General features: G+C 74.0%; 18 protein-coding genes. 8 read left to right on the top strand and 10 right to left on the bottom strand.

The genetic code is table 11. From position 1 onward, the window contains the following. Positions 1–18 precede the first annotated feature (18 nt). From VM95_RS27750 to VM95_RS27765, 4 genes are all read left to right on the top strand, one after another. On the top strand, positions 19–1,191 hold the full coding sequence (locus VM95_RS27750; protein WP_045701662.1) for an aliphatic sulfonate ABC transporter substrate-binding protein: 1,173 nt from the start codon (positions 19–21) through the stop codon (positions 1,189–1,191). 113 nt (positions 1,192–1,304) lie between these two features. Next, entirely contained in the window at positions 1,305–2,105 is an 801-nt protein-coding gene (locus tag VM95_RS27755; RefSeq protein WP_045701664.1) for an ABC transporter ATP-binding protein, read from the top strand. Continuing rightward, a complete protein-coding gene (locus VM95_RS27760) occupies positions 2,092–2,985 on the top strand; it encodes an ABC transporter permease (RefSeq protein WP_045701667.1) in 894 nt (297 codons plus the stop codon). The genes VM95_RS27755 and VM95_RS27760 overlap by 14 nt, the downstream gene beginning before the upstream one ends. Before the next feature lie 10 nt (positions 2,986–2,995). Next, entirely contained in the window at positions 2,996–3,718 is a 723-nt protein-coding gene (locus tag VM95_RS27765) for a sirohydrochlorin chelatase (protein ID WP_045701669.1), read from the top strand. A 7-nt stretch (positions 3,719–3,725) separates the two neighbouring features. Here the strand turns inward: VM95_RS27765 and VM95_RS27770 are convergent, their stop codons facing one another. From VM95_RS27770 to VM95_RS27790, 5 genes are all read right to left on the bottom strand, one after another. Next, positions 3,726–4,136, bottom strand: a complete 411-nt coding sequence (locus VM95_RS27770; protein ID WP_045701671.1) for a PIN domain-containing protein — start codon at positions 4,134–4,136, stop codon at positions 3,726–3,728. Then, entirely contained in the window at positions 4,133–4,354 is a 222-nt protein-coding gene (locus tag VM95_RS27775; protein ID WP_045701723.1) for a type II toxin-antitoxin system VapB family antitoxin, read from the bottom strand. Before VM95_RS27775 ends, VM95_RS27770 begins: the two co-directional genes overlap by 4 nt. A gap of 157 nt (positions 4,355–4,511) precedes the next feature. Then, a complete protein-coding gene (locus tag VM95_RS27780) occupies positions 4,512–6,230 on the bottom strand; it encodes a DEAD/DEAH box helicase (protein WP_052707619.1) in 1,719 nt (572 codons plus the stop codon). Between the two features lie 169 nt (positions 6,231–6,399). Further along, complete coding sequence (locus tag VM95_RS27785) at positions 6,400–6,606, bottom strand: cold-shock protein (RefSeq protein WP_045701674.1); 207 nt, start codon at positions 6,604–6,606, stop codon at positions 6,400–6,402. Positions 6,607–6,900: 294 nt separating this feature from the next. After that, complete coding sequence (locus VM95_RS27790) at positions 6,901–9,078, bottom strand: MMPL family transporter (protein WP_045701676.1); 2,178 nt, start codon at positions 9,076–9,078, stop codon at positions 6,901–6,903. Between the two features lie 543 nt (positions 9,079–9,621). Here VM95_RS27790 and VM95_RS27795 point away from each other — a divergent pair. The 3 genes from VM95_RS27795 to VM95_RS44700 all read left to right on the top strand — a co-directional run bounded on the left by VM95_RS27795 (position 9,622) and on the right by VM95_RS44700 (position 14,030). Beyond that, on the top strand, positions 9,622–11,844 hold the full coding sequence (locus VM95_RS27795) for an MMPL family transporter (protein WP_045701680.1): 2,223 nt from the start codon (positions 9,622–9,624) through the stop codon (positions 11,842–11,844). Between the two features lie 145 nt (positions 11,845–11,989). Next, positions 11,990–12,883, top strand: a complete 894-nt coding sequence (locus VM95_RS27800; RefSeq protein ID WP_045701682.1) for a phosphotransferase enzyme family protein — start codon at positions 11,990–11,992, stop codon at positions 12,881–12,883. 148 nt (positions 12,884–13,031) lie between these two features. After that, entirely contained in the window at positions 13,032–14,030 is a 999-nt protein-coding gene (locus tag VM95_RS44700; protein WP_244178967.1) for a polysaccharide deacetylase family protein, read from the top strand. Positions 14,031–14,092: 62 nt separating this feature from the next. Here VM95_RS44700 and VM95_RS27810 read toward each other — a convergent pair whose 3' ends face one another. From VM95_RS27810 to VM95_RS27830, 5 genes are all read right to left on the bottom strand, one after another. Beyond that, complete coding sequence (locus VM95_RS27810) at positions 14,093–14,794, bottom strand: exonuclease domain-containing protein (RefSeq protein WP_045701684.1); 702 nt, start codon at positions 14,792–14,794, stop codon at positions 14,093–14,095. Between the two features lie 91 nt (positions 14,795–14,885). After that, entirely contained in the window at positions 14,886–16,862 is a 1,977-nt protein-coding gene (locus VM95_RS45305; RefSeq protein ID WP_045701685.1) for an FtsX-like permease family protein, read from the bottom strand. After that, a complete protein-coding gene (locus tag VM95_RS27820; protein ID WP_045701686.1) occupies positions 16,859–17,617 on the bottom strand; it encodes an ABC transporter ATP-binding protein in 759 nt (252 codons plus the stop codon). The genes VM95_RS45305 and VM95_RS27820 overlap by 4 nt, the downstream gene beginning before the upstream one ends. A 54-nt stretch (positions 17,618–17,671) precedes the next feature. Then, the gene (locus VM95_RS27825; RefSeq protein WP_244178968.1) at positions 17,672–18,139 is read right to left on the bottom strand and encodes a GNAT family N-acetyltransferase; all 468 of its coding nucleotides are present in this window, start codon (positions 18,137–18,139) and stop codon (positions 17,672–17,674) included. Positions 18,140–18,204: 65 nt separating this feature from the next. After that, positions 18,205–19,479, bottom strand: coding sequence for an SAV2148 family HEPN domain-containing protein (locus tag VM95_RS27830; protein ID WP_107073117.1), 1,275 nt, complete (start codon positions 19,477–19,479; stop codon positions 18,205–18,207). A 446-nt stretch (positions 19,480–19,925) separates the two neighbouring features. Here VM95_RS27830 and glgX point away from each other — a divergent pair, with 446 nt between their 5' ends. Further along, entirely contained in the window at positions 19,926–22,058 is a 2,133-nt protein-coding gene (gene glgX, locus VM95_RS27835; protein ID WP_045701690.1) for a glycogen debranching protein GlgX, read from the top strand. The last annotated feature ends 43 nt before the right edge of the window (positions 22,059–22,101 follow it).

The raw sequence follows: 22,101 nt of genomic DNA on the forward strand, positions 1-22,101 counted from the left end.
CCGTGAACAGGACCCACCATGGCACCGAACCAGGCACCTGCGCATACCCACGCCCGCCCGAACGCCGGCCGGATCAGACGCGGCGCCGCGGCCGCCGTCGCCGCCCTGTCCGCCGCCGCCCTGCTGTCCGCCTGCGGCTACGGCTCCAAGGCCGACGACAAGGCCGACGACAAGGCGAACACCGCCGCCACCGCGGCCGGTACGGGCTCCGCCTCCGGCGCGAAGCTGTCCGCGGACAGCGTGAAGATCGGCTACTTCGCCAACCTCACCCACGGCACCCCGCTGGTCGGCCTCCAGGAAGGCATATTCCAGAAGGAGTTGGGCGCCACCCAGATCAAGACCCAGGTGTTCAACGCCGGCCCCGCCGAGATCGAGGCGCTCAACGCCGGCTCCATCGACATCGGCTGGATCGGCCCCTCCCCCGCCATCAACGGCTACACCAAGTCGGACGGCAAGTCGCTGCGGATCATCGGCGGTTCGGCCTCCGGCGGCGTCAAGCTCGTCGTCAACCCCGACAAGGTCGCCTCGCTGGACGACCTCAAGGGCAAGAAGATCGCCACCCCGCAGCTCGGCAACACCCAGGACGTGGCACTGCTCAACTACCTCGCCGGCAAGGGCTTCAAGGTCGACGCTGCCTCCGGCGCCGGCGACGTGTCGGTGGTGCGCACCGACAACAAGGTCACCCCCGACGCCTACCGCCAGGGCTCCATCGACGGCGCCTGGGTGCCCGAGCCGACCGCCTCCAAGCTGGTCACCCTCGGCGCGAAGGTCCTGCTCGACGAGAAGGACGTGTGGCCGGACAAGAAGTTCGTGATCACCAACATCATCGTCTCGCAGAAGTTCCTCAAGGAGCACCCGGACGTGGTGGAGGCCGTGCTGCGCGGCTCGGTGAACGCCAACGCCTTCATCAAGGCCAACCCGGACAAGGCCAAGGCCGACGCCAACGAGGCCATCAAGAAGGACGCCGGCAACGCCCTGGAGCCGGCCGTCCTCGACCCGGCCTGGGCCGGCATCGAGTTCCTGGACGACCCGCTGGCGGGCACCCTGCAGTCCGAGGCCGACCACGCCGTCACCGCCGGGCTCCTCAAGAAGCCCAACCTGAACGGCATCTACGACCTCACCCTGCTGAACAAGGTCCTCGCGGCCAAGAGCCTGCCCGCCGTGGCGGACGCCGGACTCGGCACCAAGTGACTCCGCGGTCCGGCCCCGCCCGCCCGGTCGATCCCCGATCGATGCCCACCGGCGCGGGCGGGGCCCGGACCCCGGCTCCGACCCGCCAGCCCTCTCCCGTGCAGGAGGCCCCCATGCCCGCAGTGACCACCGAGGCCGACACCTCCGCCGTCGACGCCCCGGCCGGCGCGCCCGCCGTCCGCATCGCGCACGTCCACAAGTCCTTCGGCCGCCCCGGCGCCCGCACCCACGTCCTCGACGACATCACCCTCGACGTCGCCCCCGGCGAGTTCGTCACCCTGCTCGGCGCCTCCGGCTGCGGCAAGTCCACCCTGCTCAACCTCGTCGCCGGCCTCGACCGGCCCTCCGCCGGCACCATCGAGGTGGCCGGCGGCCGCCCGGCGCTGATGTTCCAGGAGCACGCGCTGTTCCCCTGGCTCACCGCCGGCAGGAACATCGAACTCGCCCTCAGGCTCGCCGGCGTGCCGCGCCCCGAACGCCGCGCCGAGGCCGAGCGCCTGCTCGAACTCGTGCGCCTCGGCGGCTCGTACGGCAAGCGGGTGCACGAGCTGTCCGGCGGCATGCGCCAGCGCGTCGCGATGGCCCGGGCGCTCGCCCAGGGCAGCAAGGTGCTGCTGATGGACGAGCCGTTCGCCGCGCTCGACGCCATCACCCGCGACGTCCTGCACGACGAGATCACCCGGATCTGGGCCGAACGGCAGCTCAGCGTCCTGTTCGTCACCCACAACGTGCGCGAGGCGGTGCGCCTGGCCCAGCGCGTCGTGCTGCTCTCCTCCCGCCCCGGCCGGGTCGCCCGGCAGTGGCTGATCGACCTGCCGCAGCCGCGCCGCATCGAGTCCTCCGGCGTCGCCGACCTGTCCATCGAGATCACCGAAGAACTGCGTGGGGAGATCCGCCGCCATGTCCAGCACTGACACCGCCCCCGCCCGGACCGGAGGCGACAGCGCCGACGTCGGCGCCGGACTGGACGCCCTCGACGCGGTCTCCGCGCAGCGCAGTTCGCTCGGCGAGGTGCTGCGCACCAAGGCCCTGCCGCCGCTGATCGGCGTCGTCGTGGTCCTCGCCCTGTGGCAGGGCGCCTACAGCCTGCACCTCACCTCCTCCTACAAGCTGCCCAGCCCGCTGGACGTGTGGCACTCCCTGCAGGACCTCTGGTACCAGGGCACGCTGTTCTCCATCATCTGGACCAGCGTGTGGCGCGGCCTGTCCGGCTTCCTGCTCGCCGTCGCCATCGGCACCCCGATCGGCCTGGTCGTCGCCCGCGTCCGGCCGGTGCGCACCGCGATCGGGCCGGTCCTCCAGGGCCTGCAGTCGCTGCCCTCGGTCGCCTGGGTGCCCGCCGCGGTGATCTGGCTCGGCATCAACGACTCGATGATGTACGCGGTCATCCTGCTCGGCGCCGTCCCGTCCATCGCCAACGGCCTGGTCGCCGGCATCGACCAGGTGCCGCCGCTGTTCCTGCGTGCCGGACGCACCATCGGCGCCACCGGCCTGGCCGGCGCCCGGCACGTCCTCATCCCGGCCGCGCTGCCCGGCTACCTCGCCGGGCTCAAGCAGGGCTGGGCGTTCTCCTGGCGCTCGCTGATGGCCGCCGAGCTCGTCGCCTCCTCCCCCGACCTCGGGCGCGGCCTCGGCCGCTTCCTGGAGGACCAGCGCGAGTTCTCCGACATGTCCGGGGTGCTGCTCGGCATCATCCTCATCCTGTTCGTCGGCATCGCCATCGAGCTGCTGGTGTTCACCCCCATCGAGCGCCGGGTGCTGCGCAACCGCGGCCTGCTGGCCGCCACCAGGTGAGGCCCCGGCCGTGACGTCCACCCTGCTGCTCGTCGCCCACGGCAGCCGCGACCCGCGGCACGCCGCGACCGTGGCCGCCCTGGTCGCGCGGGTCCGGGCGGCCCGGCCCGGCCTGGAGGTCGCCACCGCCTACCTGGACCACTGCGCGCCGCGGATCCCCCAGGTGGTCGGCCGGCTGGACGACGCGGTCGCCGTGCCGCTGCTGCTGGGCCGGGCCTACCACGCCAAGCACGACATCCCCGCCGCGCTGCGCTCGGCCGGCTGTGCGCTGCCCGTCGCGGACGTCCTCGGGCCGTCCCCGCTGCTGCTCGCCGCCCTGGACCGCCGCCTCGCCGAGACCGACCCGGCCCTGCGCGGCGCCGCCGAGCGGGCCCGCACCGGCGTGGTCCTGGCGGCGGCCGGCTCCTCCGATCCGACCGCCGACGCCGCCACCCGGGCGGTCGCCGCCCAGTGGCGGCGCACCCGCGGCTGGGCGGCCGTCGAGGTCGCCTACGCCTCCGCGGCCGGGCCGCGGGTCCCCGAGGCCCTCGCCGCCCTGCGCGCCGCCGGCGCGGAGCGCACCGCCGTCTCCCCCTACCTGCTGGCCCCCGGCCGGCTGCCCGACCGCATCGCCGGGGCCGCCGCCGGAGCCGACCTGCTGGCCCCCGTCCTCGGCGCCGCCCCGGAACTCGCCGCCCTGCTCCTGCGCCGCTACGACGAGGCCCGCGCCACGGCCGGGGCGCTGGCGGCCTGAGGTTCGCTCATGCGCAGTCGAGGACGCTGTGCTCGCTGAGGTCGGGGGCGTGCCGTGCCACGGTGCGGTAGTCCGCGTCGTCGTGGAGGACCGTCAGCCCGTGGTGCGCGGCGGTCGCCGCGATCACGAGGTCGACCGCGGAGGCGCTGCGGTGCTGCCCGGCGAGCGCCATCCGCCGCTGCACGGTGTCGATCCAGCGCCCCGCTCCCTTCGGCACCGAGACGTCCGGGTAGAGGTCGGCGAACATCTCGGCGATCTCGTCGTACTCCCGGCCGTCGCGCGCGCTGTAGAGGAACTCGGCGCGCTGCGGATAGCACGACGCGATCGACCCCGCGTCGATCGCGTCGTACCAGGCCTCCTGGAGCTTCGGGTCGCGCAGCAGCCGGAAGAGCGCGGAGGTGTCGAGGAGGTAGATCACCGACCGTCCTTCTCCGCCCGGTGCAGCCGCTCGGCCTGCTCGACCGCTCCCCAGTGCGCGGCCCGCTCGAAGTGCCTGCTGATGCGGGCCGCGCGTTCCTGCCGCTCCGCGTAGTAGCGCAGTGCGAGGTTGACGGCTTCCTTCTTCGTCCGCACGCCGGCGAGCGCCATCGCGCGCTCCAGCGCGTCCTCATCGATGTCGATCTGTGTCACGGACATCCGGCACCTCCTCGATCGATGGTGGTGATGTACATAAAACTGTACCTCGCCAACATCGCCGGGGGGCGGCGCGTGTCGAACCGTGGGGCGCGAAACGCCGCGGCCGCGCCGGGGCTGGGCCCCGGCGCGGCCGGTGGGGGTGCGGGTGCGGGTTCCGCTAGTCGAGGGTGCGGCGCTGGCGGCCGGTGCCGTAGTTGGAGCCGGACTTGGAGCCGCTGCCGGGCTTGGCGCGGCCGGCGGAGCGGCCGATGAAGCCGGCGGCCTGCGGGCGTCCGGTGCCGCCGCCCTGGGCGGTCTTGGGGCGGGGGCGGCGCGGGTTGCCGTTCATGTCGACGTCGGCGGGCAGCGCGGAGCGCTTGCCGGGCCGGCGGCGCGGGGTGGCGGGCTTGTCGGACTTGGCCGCGGCGGCGGGCTCGACGACGGGCACGGGCACCACGATGCTGACCGGGACGCCGCTGGGGGTGCGGGCGCCGGTGATCCGGGTGAGGTCGGCGTCGCCGGGGCGGACCTTGGTGACGGTGGGGCGGATGCCGGCGACGGTCATCAGCCGGTTGACCTCGCGGCGCTGCTCGGGCAGCACCAGGGTGACGACGGTGCCGGACTCGCCGGCCCGGGCGGTGCGGCCGCCGCGGTGCAGGTAGTCCTTGTGGTCGATGGGCGGGTCGACGTTGACGACGAGGTCGAGGCCGTCGATGTGGATGCCGCGGGCGGCGACGTTGGTGGCGATCAGCGCGGTGACGAGGCCGTCGCGGAACTGGTCGAGGACGCGGTTGCGCTGCGGCTGGGACTTGCCGCCGTGCAGGGCCGCGGCCTTGACGCCGTTGGCGAGCAGCTGCTTGGCGAGCCGGTCGGCGCCGTGCTTGGTGTGCACGAACATGATCACCCGGCCGTCGCGGGAGGCGATGTGCGCGGTGGTGGAGGCCTTGTCGGCCGGGTCGAGCTGCAGGACGTGGTGGTCCATGGTGGTGACGGCGCCGGCCGAGGGGTCGACCGAGTGGGTCACCGGGTCGGTGAGGAAGCGCTTGACCAGGCGGTCGACGTTGCGGTCCAGGGTGGCGGAGAACAGCATCCGCTGCCCGCCCTCGGCGACCTGCTCCAGCAGCTTGCTGACCTGCGGCAGGAAGCCCATGTCGGCCATCTGGTCGGCCTCGTCGAGGACGGTGATCGCGACGTCGGAGAGGATGACGTCGCCGCGCCCGATCAGGTCGTCGAGGCGGCCCGGGGTGGCGACCAGCACCTCGGTGCCGCGGCGCACCGCGTTGGACTGCCGGTTGATCGACATGCCGCCGACGACGGTGGTGATCCGCAGGTTGACGGCGGTGGCGTAGGGGGTGAGCGCCTCGGTGACCTGCTGGGCGAGCTCGCGGGTGGGCACCAGGACGAGGGCCAGCGGGTAGCGGCCGGTGGCGCGGCGCCCGGCGGTGCGGGCGAGCAGCGGCAGGCCGAAGGCGAGGGTCTTGCCGGAGCCGGTGCGGCCGCGGCCGAGCACGTCGCGGCCGGCGATGGAGTCCGGCAGGGTGGCGCCCTGGATCGGGAACGGCTCGGTGACGCCCTCGCGGGTGAGCGCGCTGAGGATCGCCTTGGGCAGGTCGAGCTCGGCGAAGGTGGCCGCCGGCGGGCGGGCCGGGGTGCCCTCGACGACGGTGAAGTCGGCGGCCTCGGGCGCGGCGGCGCGGCGGGCGCCCTTGGGGGCGCCGGTCTGCTGGGGGGCGCCGGTGCGGCCGCGCGGCTTGCGCGGGCGCTCGGCGGCGCGGTCCGTACGGGCGGTGCGCTCGGTGTTCGCGCCGCGGCGGCCCTGGTCGCCGCGGGCCTCGCCGCGGGCGTTGGTACGGGCGGTGGCGGCGCGGTCGCGCGGCGGGCGGGCAGGGGTGGTCACGGGGTCTCCGTTCGTCGGTCGTCAGCCCGTGTGCGGGGCTGGTTCGGCCGTCGTCAGGGAGTGCGCCGCCCCGGCCGTTCGGCGGCATGAACGGGGGCCCGCACCGGTGTCCGGTGCGGGCCCCCGCTTCACGGGATCACGAGATCGCGCGTCAGCGTGGAGGCTGACGTCAGCCGATGACGGTGATCTTCTCGGCCTGCGGGCCCTTCTGGCCCTGGGTCACGTCGAACTCGACGCGCTGGCCCTCGAGCAGCTCGCGGAAGCCCTGGGCGGCGATGTTCGAGTAGTGGGCGAAGACGTCCGGGCCGCCGCCGTCCTGCTCGATGAAGCCGAAGCCCTTTTCGCTGTTGAACCACTTCACGGTGCCGGTAGCCATAACCGTCTCCTCATACTGGGGCATCAGGGATTCACACCTCGTGAATCCCGAAGTAGCCGCGATCCCCATCCGGAGACTGAAACACCGGACAAAACAAATGCGCCTGTTGGTTGGGACCAGCAGGCGCACACAAGCGTTCATGGGAACCAAAACTGCAACTGCTTCGACTGTAGCACGGTGGCACCCCGATTGACCGGGGATTTCGGGGCCCGGGAGATCACGTTTGCGGGCCCGGGAAACGGGGCAGGCGGCGCCCCGCCGGAGCGGGGCGCCGCCTGTCGCGGCTGGGTCCGGTCAGCGCCGGCCGGCCGGCTCCGGCACGCCGTGGCTGCCGGCGAGCGGGGCCTGGCCCGCGCCGTGGCCGCCGGTGTCGGCGTGGCCGGGCCACCAGGCGCGCTGCCCGAGCAGGGCGGTGAGCGCCGGGGTGAAGAACATCGCCATCACGAAGGCCGCGATGAGGATGCCCATGGCGATCGAGAAGCCCATCTCGCTGGACAGGGTGTTGCCGGCCAGCAGCATCGTCGCGAAGGTGCCCGCGAGGATGAAGCCGGCGGCGGCGACGGTCGGGCCGCCGTGGCGGATGGCCATGCTGGCCGCCTCGCGCGGGTCGCGGCCCTCGCGGGCCTCCTCCCGCAGTCGGGCGATCATCAGGATGTTGTAGTCGGTGCCGAGCGCGACCACGAACAGGTAGATCAGGATCGGCAGCATGAACATCAGGCCGGGCTCGCCCTTGAAGTCCTGGAAGACCAGGGTGGTGGCGCCGAGGGTGGCGCCGAAGCCGAGGCCGACCGAGGCCATCAGGTACCAGGGCGCGACGACGCTGCGCAGCAGCAGGCCCAGGATGATCATGATCAGTACGGCGGCGATCGGGAAGACCAGGCTGTAGTCGTGCGCCATCGCCGTGTTGATGTCCTTGTACACGGAGGCGGTGCCGGCCACCAGCGCCTTGGTGCCCTCGGGCGCCTTGTCGTGCGCGGCCTTGCGGACGTCGCCGATGGTGTCGATGGCCTTGTTGCTGGCCGAGTCGTCCGCGAGGACCAGGGTGATGTCGACGGTCTGGCCGTCCGGGCTGACGCTGTGCTCGGAGTCCATGGCGGCCTGGGAGACGCCCGGGACCTTGCCCAGGTCCGAGACGTAGCCCTGGAGGGAGGCCGGGTCGAGCTTGCTGCCGTTCTGGCTGGTCAGGTAGACGTGCGCGGGGTCGCCGGCGCCGGCCGAGAAGGCCTTGGCCATGGTGTCCTGGACGACCATCGACTCCTTGCTCTTCGGCATGGAGCTGCCGGCCATGTCGAAGGTGCCCTTGTAGCCGAGCGCGGCGACCGCGAGGCCGACCATCACCAGGCCGGAGAGCACGGCGGTGGCGGCGGGGCGGCGGCCGACGGTGCGGCCGATCGCGGCGAAGCGGGCGTTGGACGGCTCGCGCTGCCAGGCCTTGGAGGGCCAGAACAGGACCTTCTCCGGAATGCGGGAGATGATCGCGGGCACCAGGGTGACCGAGGCGACCGCGGTGACCGCGACGGCGATGGCCAGCGCGGGGCCGAGCGCCTTGAACATGCCGAGGCTGGACAGGACGAGCACGGCGAAGGCGACCACGACGGCGCCGGCGGCGGAGGTGATGGCCTCGCCGACCCGGCCGACCGCGTTGGCCACGGCCGTCCTGCGGTCGTCCCCGGCCCGCAGCCGTTCGCGGTAGCGGAACATCAGGAACAGGAAGTAGTCGGTGCCGACGCCGTAGAGGACGACCGTGAGGATCATCTCCATGGAGTTGTCGGCCTTGAGCCCGAACCAGTCGGCGGCGAAGCCGATCAGGCCGGTGGCGACCATCGAGTAGACGATGACGGTGACGACGGGCAGCAGCGCGATGATCGGGCTGCGGAAGATGATGCCGAGCGTGAGCAGGATGATCACGATCGTGCCGAGGCCGATCAGCATCTGCGCGGTGGAGCCGGCGTCCTTCTGGTCGAGGTTGGACGCGGCCGCGCCGCCGACCTGGACCTTGACGCTGGTGCCGGAGGTGAGGGCGGTGCCCTCCTCGCGGAGCTTCTTGGCGGCCTCGGGGAACTTGTCGTCCGCGAACTTGGACTTGTCGATGGAGACCATCGACATCGCGAACTTCTTGTCCGCGGAGTAGCCCTGCTCGTTGACCGGCAGGACCTGGTCGACCAGCTCGATGTGCTTGTCCGCCAGGCCCTGGATGACCTTGGCCATGGTGGCCTTGTCACCCTCGTCCAGCGCGCCGCCGTCGTTGCGCTGGAAGAGCAGCAGCGCCCCGGGGGAGATGTTGGACGGGAAGGCCTTCTGCTGCAGGTCCGACGCCTGGATGGACTCGTAGTGCTTGGGCAGGAACGCCGATTCGTCGGAGTTGGACTTCAGCTGCGGTGCGCCCGCGATGATCGCGAAGGCCGCGACGACCCATGCGGCGATCACCCACCACGCACGGCGTACGACGAATTGTCCTAGTCGGTGGAACATGCTCGTGATGCCTCCTGGGCATGGTTCACCGCAGCCCCGTGGAACGGGCCGCCGGGCAGCGGCAGGACCGGCCGGAGGCGCGCGGAGGCAGCCCCTTACCGGTCGGCAGGTAAGTAGGTTCGGGCGCCATCCTACGAGTACTTGCTTGCCGCCCGGCAAGGAGCCCCCGTGTTCCAACCCCCGTAAGGGACCGACCCTCAAAGGCCCCTGACCCAGTGTCACCCGCCCGCACCCCCGTTGACCTCGTGCTCGGGGTGGAGACTTCTCCCCCTCAGGGTGGAGCCGCAGCCCACCCCGGGGGAGGAGAACTCCGGGTCCGAGGGTGGGGAAAACCCCACCCCGACCCCGATGCTGCCCCCAGGAGCCACTCACCCGCCAGCCGGTTTACCGCCCAAGTCCCCACTCCCTACTGTTGGTTGCGACGCCGGAAGCGCAGCCGGCGACCACCGCGACGGCGTCCGGGCCGACACCGGCCCGCCCGGCGACGACCGCCGCTCTACCTGGGGGAACCCCGTGAAAACCAGACTCGGCCCGGCCGCCGCGATGGGCGCCTGGAGCGCCCGCCACCGCAAGACGGCCGTCTTCGGCTGGCTGCTCTTCGTCGTCCTGGCCGCCGTGCTCGGCGGCATGCACGGCAGCACCACCGTGACCGAGGCCGAGTCCATGCCCGGACAGGTCTCCCGCGCCGCACGGATCCTCGACCGGGCCGGCCTGCAGAGCCCGGCCGGCGAGACCGTGCTGGTCCAGAGCGCCACCCGCGGCGCCGACGACCCGGCCTTCCGCGCCGCCGTCGCCCAGGTCGTCGACGCCGCGACCGGCACCGGCCGCACCACCGCGGTCCGCTCCCCCTACGACACCAAGGCCGTCTCCGCGGACGGCCACTCCGCCCTCGTCCTGCTCACCCTCCGGGGCGACCACGACGAGGCCGTCAAGAACGTCCAGGACGTGGTGGCCGCGGTGGCCGGCGTGCAGCGGGCCCACCCCGACCTCACCGTCGTCGAACTCGGCGACGCCAGCTCCGGCAAGTGGATCCAGGACCAGTTCAACCACGACTTCGCCCGCGCCGAGTGGACCGCCGTGCCGCTCGCCCTCGGCATCCTGCTGATCGCCTTCGGCGCCCTCGTCGCCGCCGTCCTGCCGGTCGTGCTCGCCCTCACCGCCTTCGTCGCCGCCAGCGGGCTGGTCACGCTCGGCAGCGGCCTGCTGCACACCAGCAACGACGCCAGCTCGGTGATGCTGCTCGTCGGCCTCGCCGTGGGCGTCGACTACTGCCTCTTCTACCTGCGCCGCGAACGCGAGGAGCGCGCCGCCGGGCGCGACGCCGCCACCGCGCTGAGCATCGCCGCCGCCACCAGCGGCCGCGCCGTCCTGGTCTCCGGCGTCACCGTCGTCGTCGCCATGGCCGGCATGTTCCTCACCGGGATCGCCGACTTCCGCGCCATGGCCTTCGCCACCATCGTGGTCGTCGTCACCGCCGTCCTCGGCTCCCTCACCGTGCTGCCCGCCCTGCTGTCCCTGCTCGGCGACCGCGTCGAGAAGGGCCGGGTCCCGCTCCTCGGCAGGCTGCGCCGCCCGGACGCCCTGCAGAACGGCGGACGGTTCTGGAACGCCGTGCTCACCCCCGTGCTGCGCCGCCCGCTCGCCGCCACCGTCCTCGCCGGCGGCCTGCTGCTCGGCCTGGCCGCGCCGCTGCTCACCATGCACACCGCCAACCTGACCTTCCAGCAGCAACTGCCCGAGGGCAACGCCCTGGTGGCCGCCTCGCAGAAGATCGAGGCCGCCTTCCCCGGCAGCCCCGCGCCGGCCACCGTGGTGATCAGGTCCACCGACATCTCCTCCCCCGCCATGACCTCCGCGATCGCCGACCTCAAGGCCCGGGCCCTGGCCAGCGGCCGGATGCACGGACCGATCGACGTCACCGTGCACGCCGAACAGAACGTCGCCACCGTCGACATCCCGCTCGACGGCACCGGCAACGACTCCGTCAGCAACGCCGCCCTGAAGGCCCTGCGCGAGGACCTGGTGCCCGCGACCGTCCTCACCGTGCCCGGCACCGAGGCCCCGGTCACCGGACGCACCGCCGGCTCGTACGACTTCAACGCCAAGATGACCGGCTCGATGCCGCTGGTCTTCGGCTTCGTCGTCGCCTTCGCCTTCCTGCTGATGCTCACCTCGTTCCGCTCGCTGACCATCGCCGCGACCGCCGTGGTGCTCAACCTGCTGTCGGTGGGCGCCGCGTACGGGGTGCTGACGCTCGTCTTCCAGCACGGCGTGGGCGCCTCGCTGCTCGGCACCGCCGGGGTCGGCGCCGTCGAGTCCTGGGTGCCGCTGTTCCTCTTCGTGATCCTCTTCGGGCTCTCGATGGACTACCACGTCTTCGTGGTCTCCCGGATCAAGGAGAGCCGCGACCGCGGGCTGGCCACCCGGGCCGCGATCGCCCACGGCATCCGCTCCACGGCCGGGGTGGTCACCAGCGCCGCGGTGATCATGGTGGCGGTGTTCGCGGTCTTCGGCACCCTGTCCATGCAGGCGATGAAGCAGATGGGCGTCGGCCTGGCCGTCGCGGTGCTGATCGACGCGACGGTGATCCGCGCGGTGCTGCTGCCCGCCGTGATGAGCCTGCTCGGCGAGCGCAACTGGTACCTGCCGCGCTGGCTCGGCTGGCTGCCCGACCTCTCGCACGGCGAGCCCGCCACCGCGGCGTCCCCCGCCCCGGCCACCGTCACCAAGCCGAGGGCCGGACGGCGCCGCCTGGTCCGCGACTAGGGACCGCCTCCCGGCGCCGGGCCCCGCGTGCTGCGGGCCCGGCGCCGCTGCGTGCCCGGCGCCGCTGCGTGCCCGCGGCCGCTTTGGGATGATGATCACCGTCCGGGATCCACCGGACGGACGCCGGCGGGAACGGAGCCCAGCCATGATCCCCTTCGACGAGGGCCGCGCCCGGCTGCTGCTCGCCCACGCCTGCGAGTCCGCCGGCCTGCCCGGGCCCGGCGACGCCCGGCTGATCGCGCTCGGCGAGAACGCCGTCTTCGACCTCGGCGACCCGGCCGTGGTCGCCAAGGTCGCCCGCGGCCCCGAACTGTACGACCGGGCGCACCGCGAGCTGACCGTCGCCCACTGGCTGGCCGGGCAGGGCGTGCCGGTGGTCCGCCCGTACGAGGCGCTCGCCGCCGAGCCGCAGCTCTCGCACGGACACCCGGTCACCTTCTGGCACCGGCTCGCCCCCGCCGTCCGCCCCGCCCGGCCGGTGGACCTCGCCCCGCTGCTGCGCGCCCTGCACCGGCTGCCGCTGCCGCCCGTCCCGCTCGGGCGGCGCGACCTGCTGGCCCCGGTCGAGCGCTGGCTCGCCTCCGCCGAGGGGCAGGTCGACCCGGCGGACGTCGCCTTCCTGCGCCACCGCCGGGACGCCTTCGCGGCCGCCCTGGAGGACCTCGTCCCGCGGCTGCACCCCGGGGTGGTCCACGGCGACGCGCTGCCGCGCAACGTCCACGTCGGGCCGGACGGGCCGGTGCTGCTCGACCTCGAGTTCGTCGCCGACGACCTGCGGGAGCACGACCTGGTGGTCCTCGCGCTCAGCCAGGACCGGTACGGGGTGCCCGCCGAGGAGTACCGCGCGTTCACCGAGGCCTACGGCTGGGACGTGCGGGAGTGGCCCGGCTTCACGGTGCTGCGCGGCGCCCGGGAGACGGCCAGCGCCTCCTGGGTGGCGCAACAGGCCGCGAGCAGCCCGGCCGCGCTCGCGGAGTTCCGGCGCCGGGTCGCCTCGCTGCGGGACGGGGACACGGGGGTGCGCTGGTACCCGTTCTGACGGGGATGTGGCGAGCCGGGCGGGTGTGAGAAGGCTCCTACGCGGGTTCGGTCCGGTCCGCAACCGGGGCACGTACGATCGGCGTCCTATCGGACAGTCATCCTGACCGAGGAATCGGCACCCGTCTCGTACCTCAGGAGCCGCCGCCATGCACCGGACCGACGACCGCCGCCCCTTCGCCCCCTCGCGCGTCTCCCGGGCCCGTCGTCGGCTGGTCGGGGGCTGCGTCGCGGTGGCGGCCGCACTGGGCCTGGCCGCGTGCGGCACCGCCAGCGGGGCACTGCAGCCGTCCGCCGCCGGCACCACGGGCGCCGGGCAGTCCCCGATCACCCTGTCGCCGACCGCCCCGACCGCCCCGAGCGCCCCGGCCGGCGGGCCCGCCACCGCCATCGCGCCGACGCCCGGCTCGGACGGCGCTCCCGCCTCCGCCGCGCCGCCCGTGGCCGCGAAGCCGCGCACGCCCACCGCCCCGGGCACGTCCACCGCCCCGGGCACGCCGTCCGGCACCCCGTCCGGCACCCCGGCTCCGCCGCCCGGGCACGCGGGCGGCGGCAAGGTGATCGGCTCCACCGCCTCCGGCGGCCGTACCGTCGCCCTCACCTTCGACGACGGCCCGGGCCCCGCGACCGGCCCGATCCTCGACCTGCTCGCCCAGTACGGCGTCAAGGCCACCTTCTGCGAGATCGGGCAGAACGCCGCCGCCAACCCGGCCCTGGTCAAGCGCGTCCTGGCCGAGGGGCACCGGCTGTGCGACCACAGCGTGCACCACCCGCAGCCGTTCGCGAAGCTGCCGCACGACAAGGCCGCGTACGAGATCACCGCCGCCCGCGACATGATCGTCCGGGCGGGCGGGCCCGGCACCGCGGTCGGCTGGTTCCGCGCCCCGGGCGGCGGCTTCAACGCCGACAACGAGCAGATCACCGCGGGCCTGGGGATGTCCTCGCTCGGCTGGTCCGTCGACCCGCGCGACTGGTCCCGTCCGGGCGTGCCCGCGATCGTCTCCGCCGTGCAGAGCCAGCTCAGGCCCGGCGGGGTGGTCCTGATGCACGACGGCGGCGGCGACCGCGGCCAGACGGTGGCCGCGCTCAAGCAGCTGCTGCCGTGGCTCGTCGCCCAGGGCTACACCTTCGACTTCCCGGCGGCGTAGCGGGCCCGTCAGGCGAGGGCGGGGAAGCCGGGCAGGTCGGTGGGGCGGGCGGGGCGGTGGCGCTACCTCGACGGCCAGCGCGGGTCGACCTCGGCCTGCGGGTCCTTGCCGCGGCGCAGCCAGGCCTGCAGGCTCTCGGCCCAGTCCCGGTACCAGCCGATCTGCTGCCGGTGCAGGTCCTCGGGGGTGGGGGTGCCGACCTCGGCGGGGTAGCGCTCGGCGAGGGCGACGGCGACGCGGACGGCGGCGAGCGCGTCGCTGCCGGCCTCGTGGGCGTCCGTCAGCTCGACGCCGTACAGCTCGCAGACCCGCTGGAGGGTGCGGGAGCCCTTGCGGTACTTGTCGACGGCGCGGTCGATGACGAGTGCGTCGAGGACGGGGCGGACGGGCCCGCCGAGGCGTTCGGCGAGGGTGGCGAGGCCGTGGCGGCGCAGTTCGGCGTCGAGCAGGGAGAGGTCGAAGGGCGCGTTGAAGGCGACGACGGGCCGTCCGGCGGCGAGCCGTTCGCAGAGGGCGGCGGCTATCTCCTCGACGGCTTCCTTGGCCGGTCTGCCCTTGCGGCGGGCGAGGTCGTCGCCGATGCCGTGGATCGCCTCGGCCTCGGCGGGGATCGGCACGCCCGGGTCGAGCAGCCAGTGCGCGGCGCCCACCCGGGCGGCTCCGACGGTGTCCACGAGGGCGGCCGTGACGATGCGGTCCACGGCCGGGTCGGTGCCCGTGGTCTCCAGGTCGAAGCCGACCAGTGGCTGCTGCCACCAGCTCATGGGGGTGTGTCCTTCCGTCCGGCTGCGCGAAACAGCCCCTATCATCACCTGCCCCACCGACAACCCGGCCCGGGGGCGGCCCGGGGGCCGGTCAGCGGGCGGCGGCGGGGCGGGTGAGGGCGAGTCGGCTGGGGAGCAGGGCCGCGGTGGTGGCGAGGGCGAGGCAGACGGCGGCGGCGACGGCCAGGGCGGGCCAGGGCAGGTGGAGCGGGACGGTGGTCTGGCCGGCGAGGATGCGGTGGTTGATCAGCGCCGTGGTGCCGTACTGGGTGAGGGCGGTGACGGCGAGGGCGAGCACGGCGGCGGTGGCGACGACGAGGACGGCTTCGAGGGCGACGGTCCCCAGCACCTGGCGGCGCACGGATCCGGCGAGGCGCAGCACGTCGAAGTCGCGGCGGCGGTCGGCGGTGCTCATGACCATGGTGTTGACGATGGCGATGAGGGCGTAGAGCAGGGCGGGGCCGAGGATGGTGGTGGTGGCGATCCAGGCGTAGTGGGCGCCGGGGTCGGGGCCGGGGTCGCGGGAGTCGGTGAGGGTGGCGCCGAGGCGGTCGGCGGGTTCGGCGTCGAGGTGGACGGCGGTGGGCCGGGCGCCGGGGAGGTGGGGGGTGGCGGCGTCGCCGCTGAGCAGGATCTCGTCGAGGCCGAGTTGGGTGCGGTAGACGAGGGCGAGGCGCAGGGTGGTGACGGTGCCGTCGGCGAGGCGCAGGTTGACGTGGTCGCCGAGGTGCACGCCGTGGCCGCGGGCCTGGTCGGTGGAGAGGGCGAGGGTGGCGCCGTGCAGGTCGGCGGGGTTGCCCTGGACGGCGGGGAGGGTCCAGGCGGTGGCGAGGTCGCCGTCGACGACGGTGGCGGCGGAGGGCACGCTGGCGGGCGAGTCCTCGCCGTGGTCGTCGAAGGCGGCGGTGTCGGCGCCGAGGCCGGTGACGACGGTGGGGGTGGTGGCGGTGGCGTGCAGGCCGGGCCGGCCGGCGGTGAGCCGGCGCAGGGTGTCGGCGGGCAGTGGCTGGGTGCCGGGGCGCAGCACGTAGCGGGCGGCGGTGGTGGCGCGGTTCTGGGCGGTCATGGCGTCGGCGAAGGCGGCGGTGGAGCCGACGACGGTGCCGGTGAGCGCGATGGCGAGGAAGGCGGGGGTGGCGGTGGAGACGGTGCGGCGGACGGCGGTGAGCGCGTTCTGCCGGGCGAGCAGCGGGGCGGCGGCGGTGGCGCGGGCGAGCGGGGCGGTGAGCAGCCGGACGAGCGGCGGGACGAGGACGGGGGCGAGGAGGGCGATGGAGGTGATGACGGCCAGGTCGGCGCCGAGGACCCACTGGGAGGCGAGTTGCGGGTCGCCGGCCTGGTCGCCGGGGGTGGGGGGCATGGTGGGGGCGGCGAGGTAGTAGCCGGCGGCGCCGAACAGGGTGAGCAGGCCGGTGAGGGCGGCGGCCCAGCGCAGCGGGGTCATGACCTTGCGGTCGACGGCGGCGTCGGCGAGGGCTTCGGCGGCGCGGACCCGGCCGGCGCGGACGGCGGCGGTGACGGCGCCGAGGAGGGCGACGGCGAGGCCGGTGGCGGCGGCGAGCAGCATGGGGCCGGCGGCGGGGTGGGCGGTGAAGCCTTCGGGGGCGGCGCCGCGGTCGACGAGCCAGGCGGCGAGGGCGGGGGCGCCGGGCAGGGCGAGGAGGCAGCCGCTGAGGGCGGCGGCGAGGGCGACGACGGCGGCTTCGCCGGTGATCAGCCAGACGATCTGGCGGGGGGTGGCGCCGACCGCGCGGAGCATGGCGATCTCCTGCCGGCGCTGGGCGACGGCGAAGGCGAAGGTGCCGGCGACGACGAAGACGGCGACGAAGGCGGCCATGGCGGCGGTGAACAGCAGCACCTTGTGCAGGGAGGGTGCGCCGAGCGGGGAGTCGTCGCCGGCGGTCTGGTGGAGCAGGCTGCCGGTGGTGGCGACGAGGGTGACGCCGAGGGTGAGGGCGAGATAGGAGCCGGCGAAGGCGGTCTTGCGGCGGCGCAGGCCGGCGGCGGCGACGGGCAGCAGGGTGGTGAGGGAGCCGCCGTGGTCGGTCCGCTCGGTTCGCGTGCTCATGCGGCGGTCTCCAGGGCGGTCATCCGCTCGGCGACCTGGCGGGCGGTGGGGCGTTCGAGGTCGTCCACGACGCGGCCGTCGGCGAGGAAGAGGACGCGGTCGGCGTAGGAGGCGGCGACGGGGTCGTGGGTGACCATGACGGTGCTCTGGCCCTCGCGGTCGACGAGGTCGCGCAGCAGGGCGAGGACGTCGCGGCTGCTGCTGCTGTCGAGGGCGCCGGTGGGTTCGTCGGCGAACAGCATGCGGGGGCGGGTGATGAGGGCGCGGGCGATGGCGACGCGCTGCTGCTGGCCGCCGGAGAGCTGGGAGGGCAGGTGGGCGGTGCGTTCGCCGAGGCCGACCTGGGCGAGGGCGCGGTGGACTTCGGCGCGGTCGGGGCGGCGGCCGGCCAGGCGCAGCGGCAGGCCGACGTTCTGTTCGGCGGTGAGCGAGCCGACCAGGTTGAAGGCCTGGAAGACGAAGCCGAGCTTCTGCCGGCGCAGGACGGTGAGCTGGGTCTCGGTGAGGCCGGCGAGGTCGGTGCCGTCGAGGGTGATGCGGCCGTGGTCGGGCCGGTCGAGGCCGGCGGCGCACTGGAGCAGGGTGCTCTTGCCGGAGCCGGAGGGGCCCATGACGGCGGTGAAGGTGCCGCGGTCGAAGGCGACGTGCACCCCCCTGAGTGCGCGGACGGCCTCCGGGCCGGTGCCGTAGGCGCGGTGTACATCGTCCAGGCGCAGAACCGCGCCGTCATCCCCCGTGATCGTCACGGGGGTCATGACTACCACGTGGACAACGGCCCTGGCCAGCCGGTTCGTGGGGATCGCCGGGTGTCAGGGGGTGGGCGCGGAGGGTGCCGGGCGGTGCATGAAGACGTCGATCGGGTCCTCGCGCTCGGCGGTGAAGCCGTGCCGTTCGTAGAGCCGGCGGGAGGCGCTGCCCTGCAGGGCCTGGAGGCGTACGGGTTCGCCGGCCGCGTCGGCTTCGGCGAGGACGTGGCGCAGGACGGCGGTGCCGAGGCCGCGGCCCTGGTGCTGCGGCCGGAGGTAGAAGTACTCGAGGTAGCGTCCGCCCCGCTCGTCGGGGCGGACGGTGACGCACCCGGCGAGCGCGTGGTCGACCAGGACGACCGTGGTGTGCCGGGGCGAGAAGTTGTCGCGCAGCCGCTGGCGGACGCGGTGGTCGTCGTAGCGGCCGAGCCGTTCGAGGTCGGCGCGCATGACCTGGGCCCGGAGCTCGGCGAGGGGTTCGACGTCGGCGGCGGTGGCGGGGCGCAGGCTCCAGCCGGGATCACTGTTCACGGCCCGCAGTCTGGCAGCGCGCGCCCGGCCGTGACCAGGGGGTTTCCCAGGATCCGGACGGCGGGTCAGGAGACGGGCCGGGAGTCGCCCCAGGCGCCTTCGAACTCCTCACGGTAGACGTCCAGCAGGCCGGGTTCGGTGCCGCCGGGCTGCTGGCCGGCGCCGCCGCGCAGGACGAGGGCGGGCGATTCCATGCCGCGGGCGCGGCGCAGGTAGGGCTGGACGACGCCGAGGTCGCGGCTGCGGCCGCGGCCGCCGGCCTGGCCGGGGGTGCGGGGGCCTTCGACGAGGTAGGCGGTGAAGCGCGGGGTCTCGTCGAAGACCCGGATCTCGAAGCCGCCCTGGTCGCGCAGCCGGGCCCGGACCCGCCGCACGTGCATGATGTTCATCTCGATGGAGCGCGCCAGTTCGCCTCGTCCGAGGCCGAGTTCGCGTTCGCGGCGGCGCACGGCGCTGCTGGCCGGGTTGAGGAAGAGCAGCCGGACGCGGCAGCCCTCGCCGGCGAGGCGGACGAGGCGCTTGCCGGTGTAGTTCTGGCAGAGCATGCCGAGGCCGATGCCGAGCGCGTCGAGCCGCCGGGCGCCGTCGAGCAGGTCCTCGACGGGCAGGTCGCGCTGCAGCCGGACCCGGTCGGCGTGGACGGCGACGACGTCGGCGTAGCGGCCGGCGACGAGGGATTCGACGACGTCGGCGGGCACCCCGCCGGCGCCGCCGTCGAGGACGGCGAGCAGCCGGGCGGCGGCGCGTTCGGTCTGGGCGAGGACGGTGCCGGTGAGGACGCGGTTGCGGGAGACGACGTGCCGGGCGACTTCGAGTTCGTCGAGGGCGAGTTCGATCTCGCGCCGGTCGGCGAGGTAGGGCTCGAAGCAGGGCCAGTGCTGGACCATGAGTTCGCGCAGCTGGGGCAGGGTGAGGAAGACCAGCGGGTCGTCGTCGGCCGGGTCGAGGAGGTAGCCCTTGCGGCGGCTGACCTCGCGGACGGCGCCGGCCCGGTGGGCCCACTCCTCGCCGGCGGGGCCGGCGGCGGCGGTGACCCAGTCCTCGCCGTGGGCGGGCGCGTAGATGGGGTGCAGCACCTCGTCGACGAGGGAGCGCAGCCGCTGCTCGACGAGGTTGAGCCAGACGTAGGCGCGGCCGGAGAGCCGGACCCGCTGGTAGGCGTCCTCCCATTCGGCGCCGGACCAGGCGAGGGCGGGGACCTCGACCGGGCCGCTCTGGGCGGGCACCAGGGTGCGGCCGGTCAGGGTGGGGCGCATGACCACGGTGGGTGCCTCGCTGCGGACACCGCCCCGGTCGGGGCCGCCCGGCCCGGAGCCGCGGCCGCCGGCGGGGAACACCATGCGCCACCTCATCTGCTTGCTGCTTCGCTCTGGCCGGCCGCTTCGCCCCGGCCCTCGGCCGCGACCGGCGGTTCGGCGGGTCGGCGGTTCGGCGGGTCGGCCGCTGACGGATCGCCACCGGCCGGGGGCGGCCGGACGATCAAGGGTACTGCCCGGCGCGAGCGGCCCGCAGCCGGATGGCGCAGGGGGCCGCGCCGGCGGGCGCGGGCGGGGCCGGTGGACTCTTCACAGGAATGGGCGGGCGGACACCCGTTCGGGCGAACCGGGGCCGCGTGTCCCGGCTGCCGGGGGAAGGCTCGGGGAGTATGCCGACTGTGCCGTACGTCACGGCGCGCGAGCGCCGCACATGCCCGGCCGCCCGGCCGGGAAGGCCCCGACCGGGTCCGGGCAGGCAGCTCGTCCGACCAAGCATCAGTTTCCGTCGCAGTCAAGGAAGTTGAGGACTCATGCAGGTCTGGCCCGGACAGCCCTACCCCCTCGGCGCCACCTACGACGGGGCCGGCACCAACTTCGCGGTGTTCTCCGAGAGCGCCGACCGGATCGAGCTGTGCCTGATCGAGGAGGACGGCTCCGAGACCGCCGTCGAACTGCGCGAGACGGACGCCTTCGTCCGGCACGCCTACCTCCCCGGCGTCCAGCCCGGCCGGCGCTACGGCTTCCGCGTGCACGGTCCGTACAACCCGGGCCTGGGCCAGCGGCACAACGCGGCCAAGCTGCTGCTGGACCCGTACGCCAAGGCGATGAGCGGGCACATCGACTGGGACGAGTCCGTCTACGGCTACCACTTCGGTGCCCCCGAACGCCGCAACGACCTCGACTCCGCCCCGCACACCATGCACTCGGTGGTCGTCAACCCGTACTTCGACTGGGGCACCGACCGGCCGCCGCGCACCGACTACCACCGCACCGTCATCTACGAGGCCCACGTCAAGGGCCTCACCCGGCTGCACCCCGGCATCCCCGAGGAGATCCGCGGCACCTACGCGGGCCTCGCCCACCCGGCGGTGATCGAGCACCTCGCCAAACTCGGCGTCACCGCCATCGAACTGATGCCGGTGCACCAGTTCGTCCGCGACCACCGGCTGCGCGACCTGGGCCTGGCCAACTACTGGGGCTACAACACCATCGGCTTCTTCGCCCCGCACTCCTCCTACTCCTCCACCGGCGACCGCGGCCAGCAGGTCCAGGAGTTCAAGTCGATGGTCAAGGCGCTGCACGCGGCCGGCATCGAGGTGATCCTCGACGTCGTCTACAACCACACCGCCGAGGGCAACCACCTCGGCCCGACCCTGTCGCTGCGCGGCCTCGACAACGTCTCCTACTACCGCCTCGCCCAGGACCAGCGCTTCTACGAGGACACCACCGGCACTGGCAACAGCCTGCTGATGCGCAGCCCGCACGTGCTCCAGCTGATCATGGACTCGCTGCGCTACTGGGTCACCGAGATGCACGTCGACGGCTTCCGCTTCGACCTCGCCGCCACCCTCGCCCGGCAGTTCCACGAGGTCGACCGGCTCTCCTCCTTCTTCGACCTCGTCCAGCAGGACCCGGTCGTCTCCCAGGCCAAGCTCATCGCCGAACCCTGGGACCTCGGCGAGGGCGGCTACCAGGTCGGCAACTTCCCGCCGCTGTGGACCGAGTGGAACGGCATGTACCGGGACACCGTGCGCGACCTGTGGCGCGGCGAGAACGCCGCCCTCGCCGAGTTCGGCTCCCGGCTCACCGGCTCCTCCGACCTCTACCAGGACGACGGCCGGCGCCCCATCGCCTCGATCAACTTCGTGACCTGCCACGACGGCTTCACCCTGCGCGACCTGGTCTCGTACAACGACAAGCACAACCACGCCAACGGCGAGGACAACCGGGACGGCGAGTCCTTCAACCGCTCCTGGAACTGCGGCGTCGAGGGCCCCAGCGACGACCCGGCCGTCGAGGAGCTGCGGGCGCGCCAGCAGCGCAACCTGATCGCCACCCTGATGCTCTCCCAGGGCGTGCCGATGCTCTCCCACGGCGACGAACTCGGCCGCACCCAGCTCGGCAACAACAACGCCTACTGCCAGGACAACGAACTCACCTGGGTGCACTGGCCGGACGGCTCGGACGCCGACGGCCCGCGGGCCCGGCTGCTGGAGTTCACCCAGGGCATGATCTGGCTGCGCCGCGACCACCCGGTGTTCCGGCGGCGGCGGTTCTTCCACGGCCGGCCGGTGTCCGCCTCCGGCGCGTACGACGACCTCACCGACATCGCCTGGTTCACCCCCACCGGGGAGGAGATGACCAAGCGCAACTGGGGCGTCGGCTACGCCAAGTCGCTCACCGTCTTCCTCAACGGCTACGCCATCTCCGAGCCGGACCGGCGCGGCGGGCGGATCGTCGACGACTCCTTCCTGCTGATGTTCAACGCCCACTTCGAACCGCTGGAGTTCACCGTGCCCGCCGACCACGGGCAGCAGTGGCGGGTCGTCGTCGACACCGCGCAGCCCCGGCTGCCCGCCCCCGGCGCCGGGGCGACCGTCAAGGCCGGGGACACGCTGTGGCTCACCGACCGCTCGCTGATGGTGCTCCAGCGGCCGGCCTGAGCGGCCCGCCCGAGCGGGCCGCGTGACGGGCGGCCGAGCGGGT

Source organism: Streptomyces rubellomurinus (genome assembly GCF_000961885.1).
Taxonomy (GTDB): domain Bacteria; phylum Actinomycetota; class Actinomycetes; order Streptomycetales; family Streptomycetaceae; genus Kitasatospora; species Kitasatospora rubellomurina.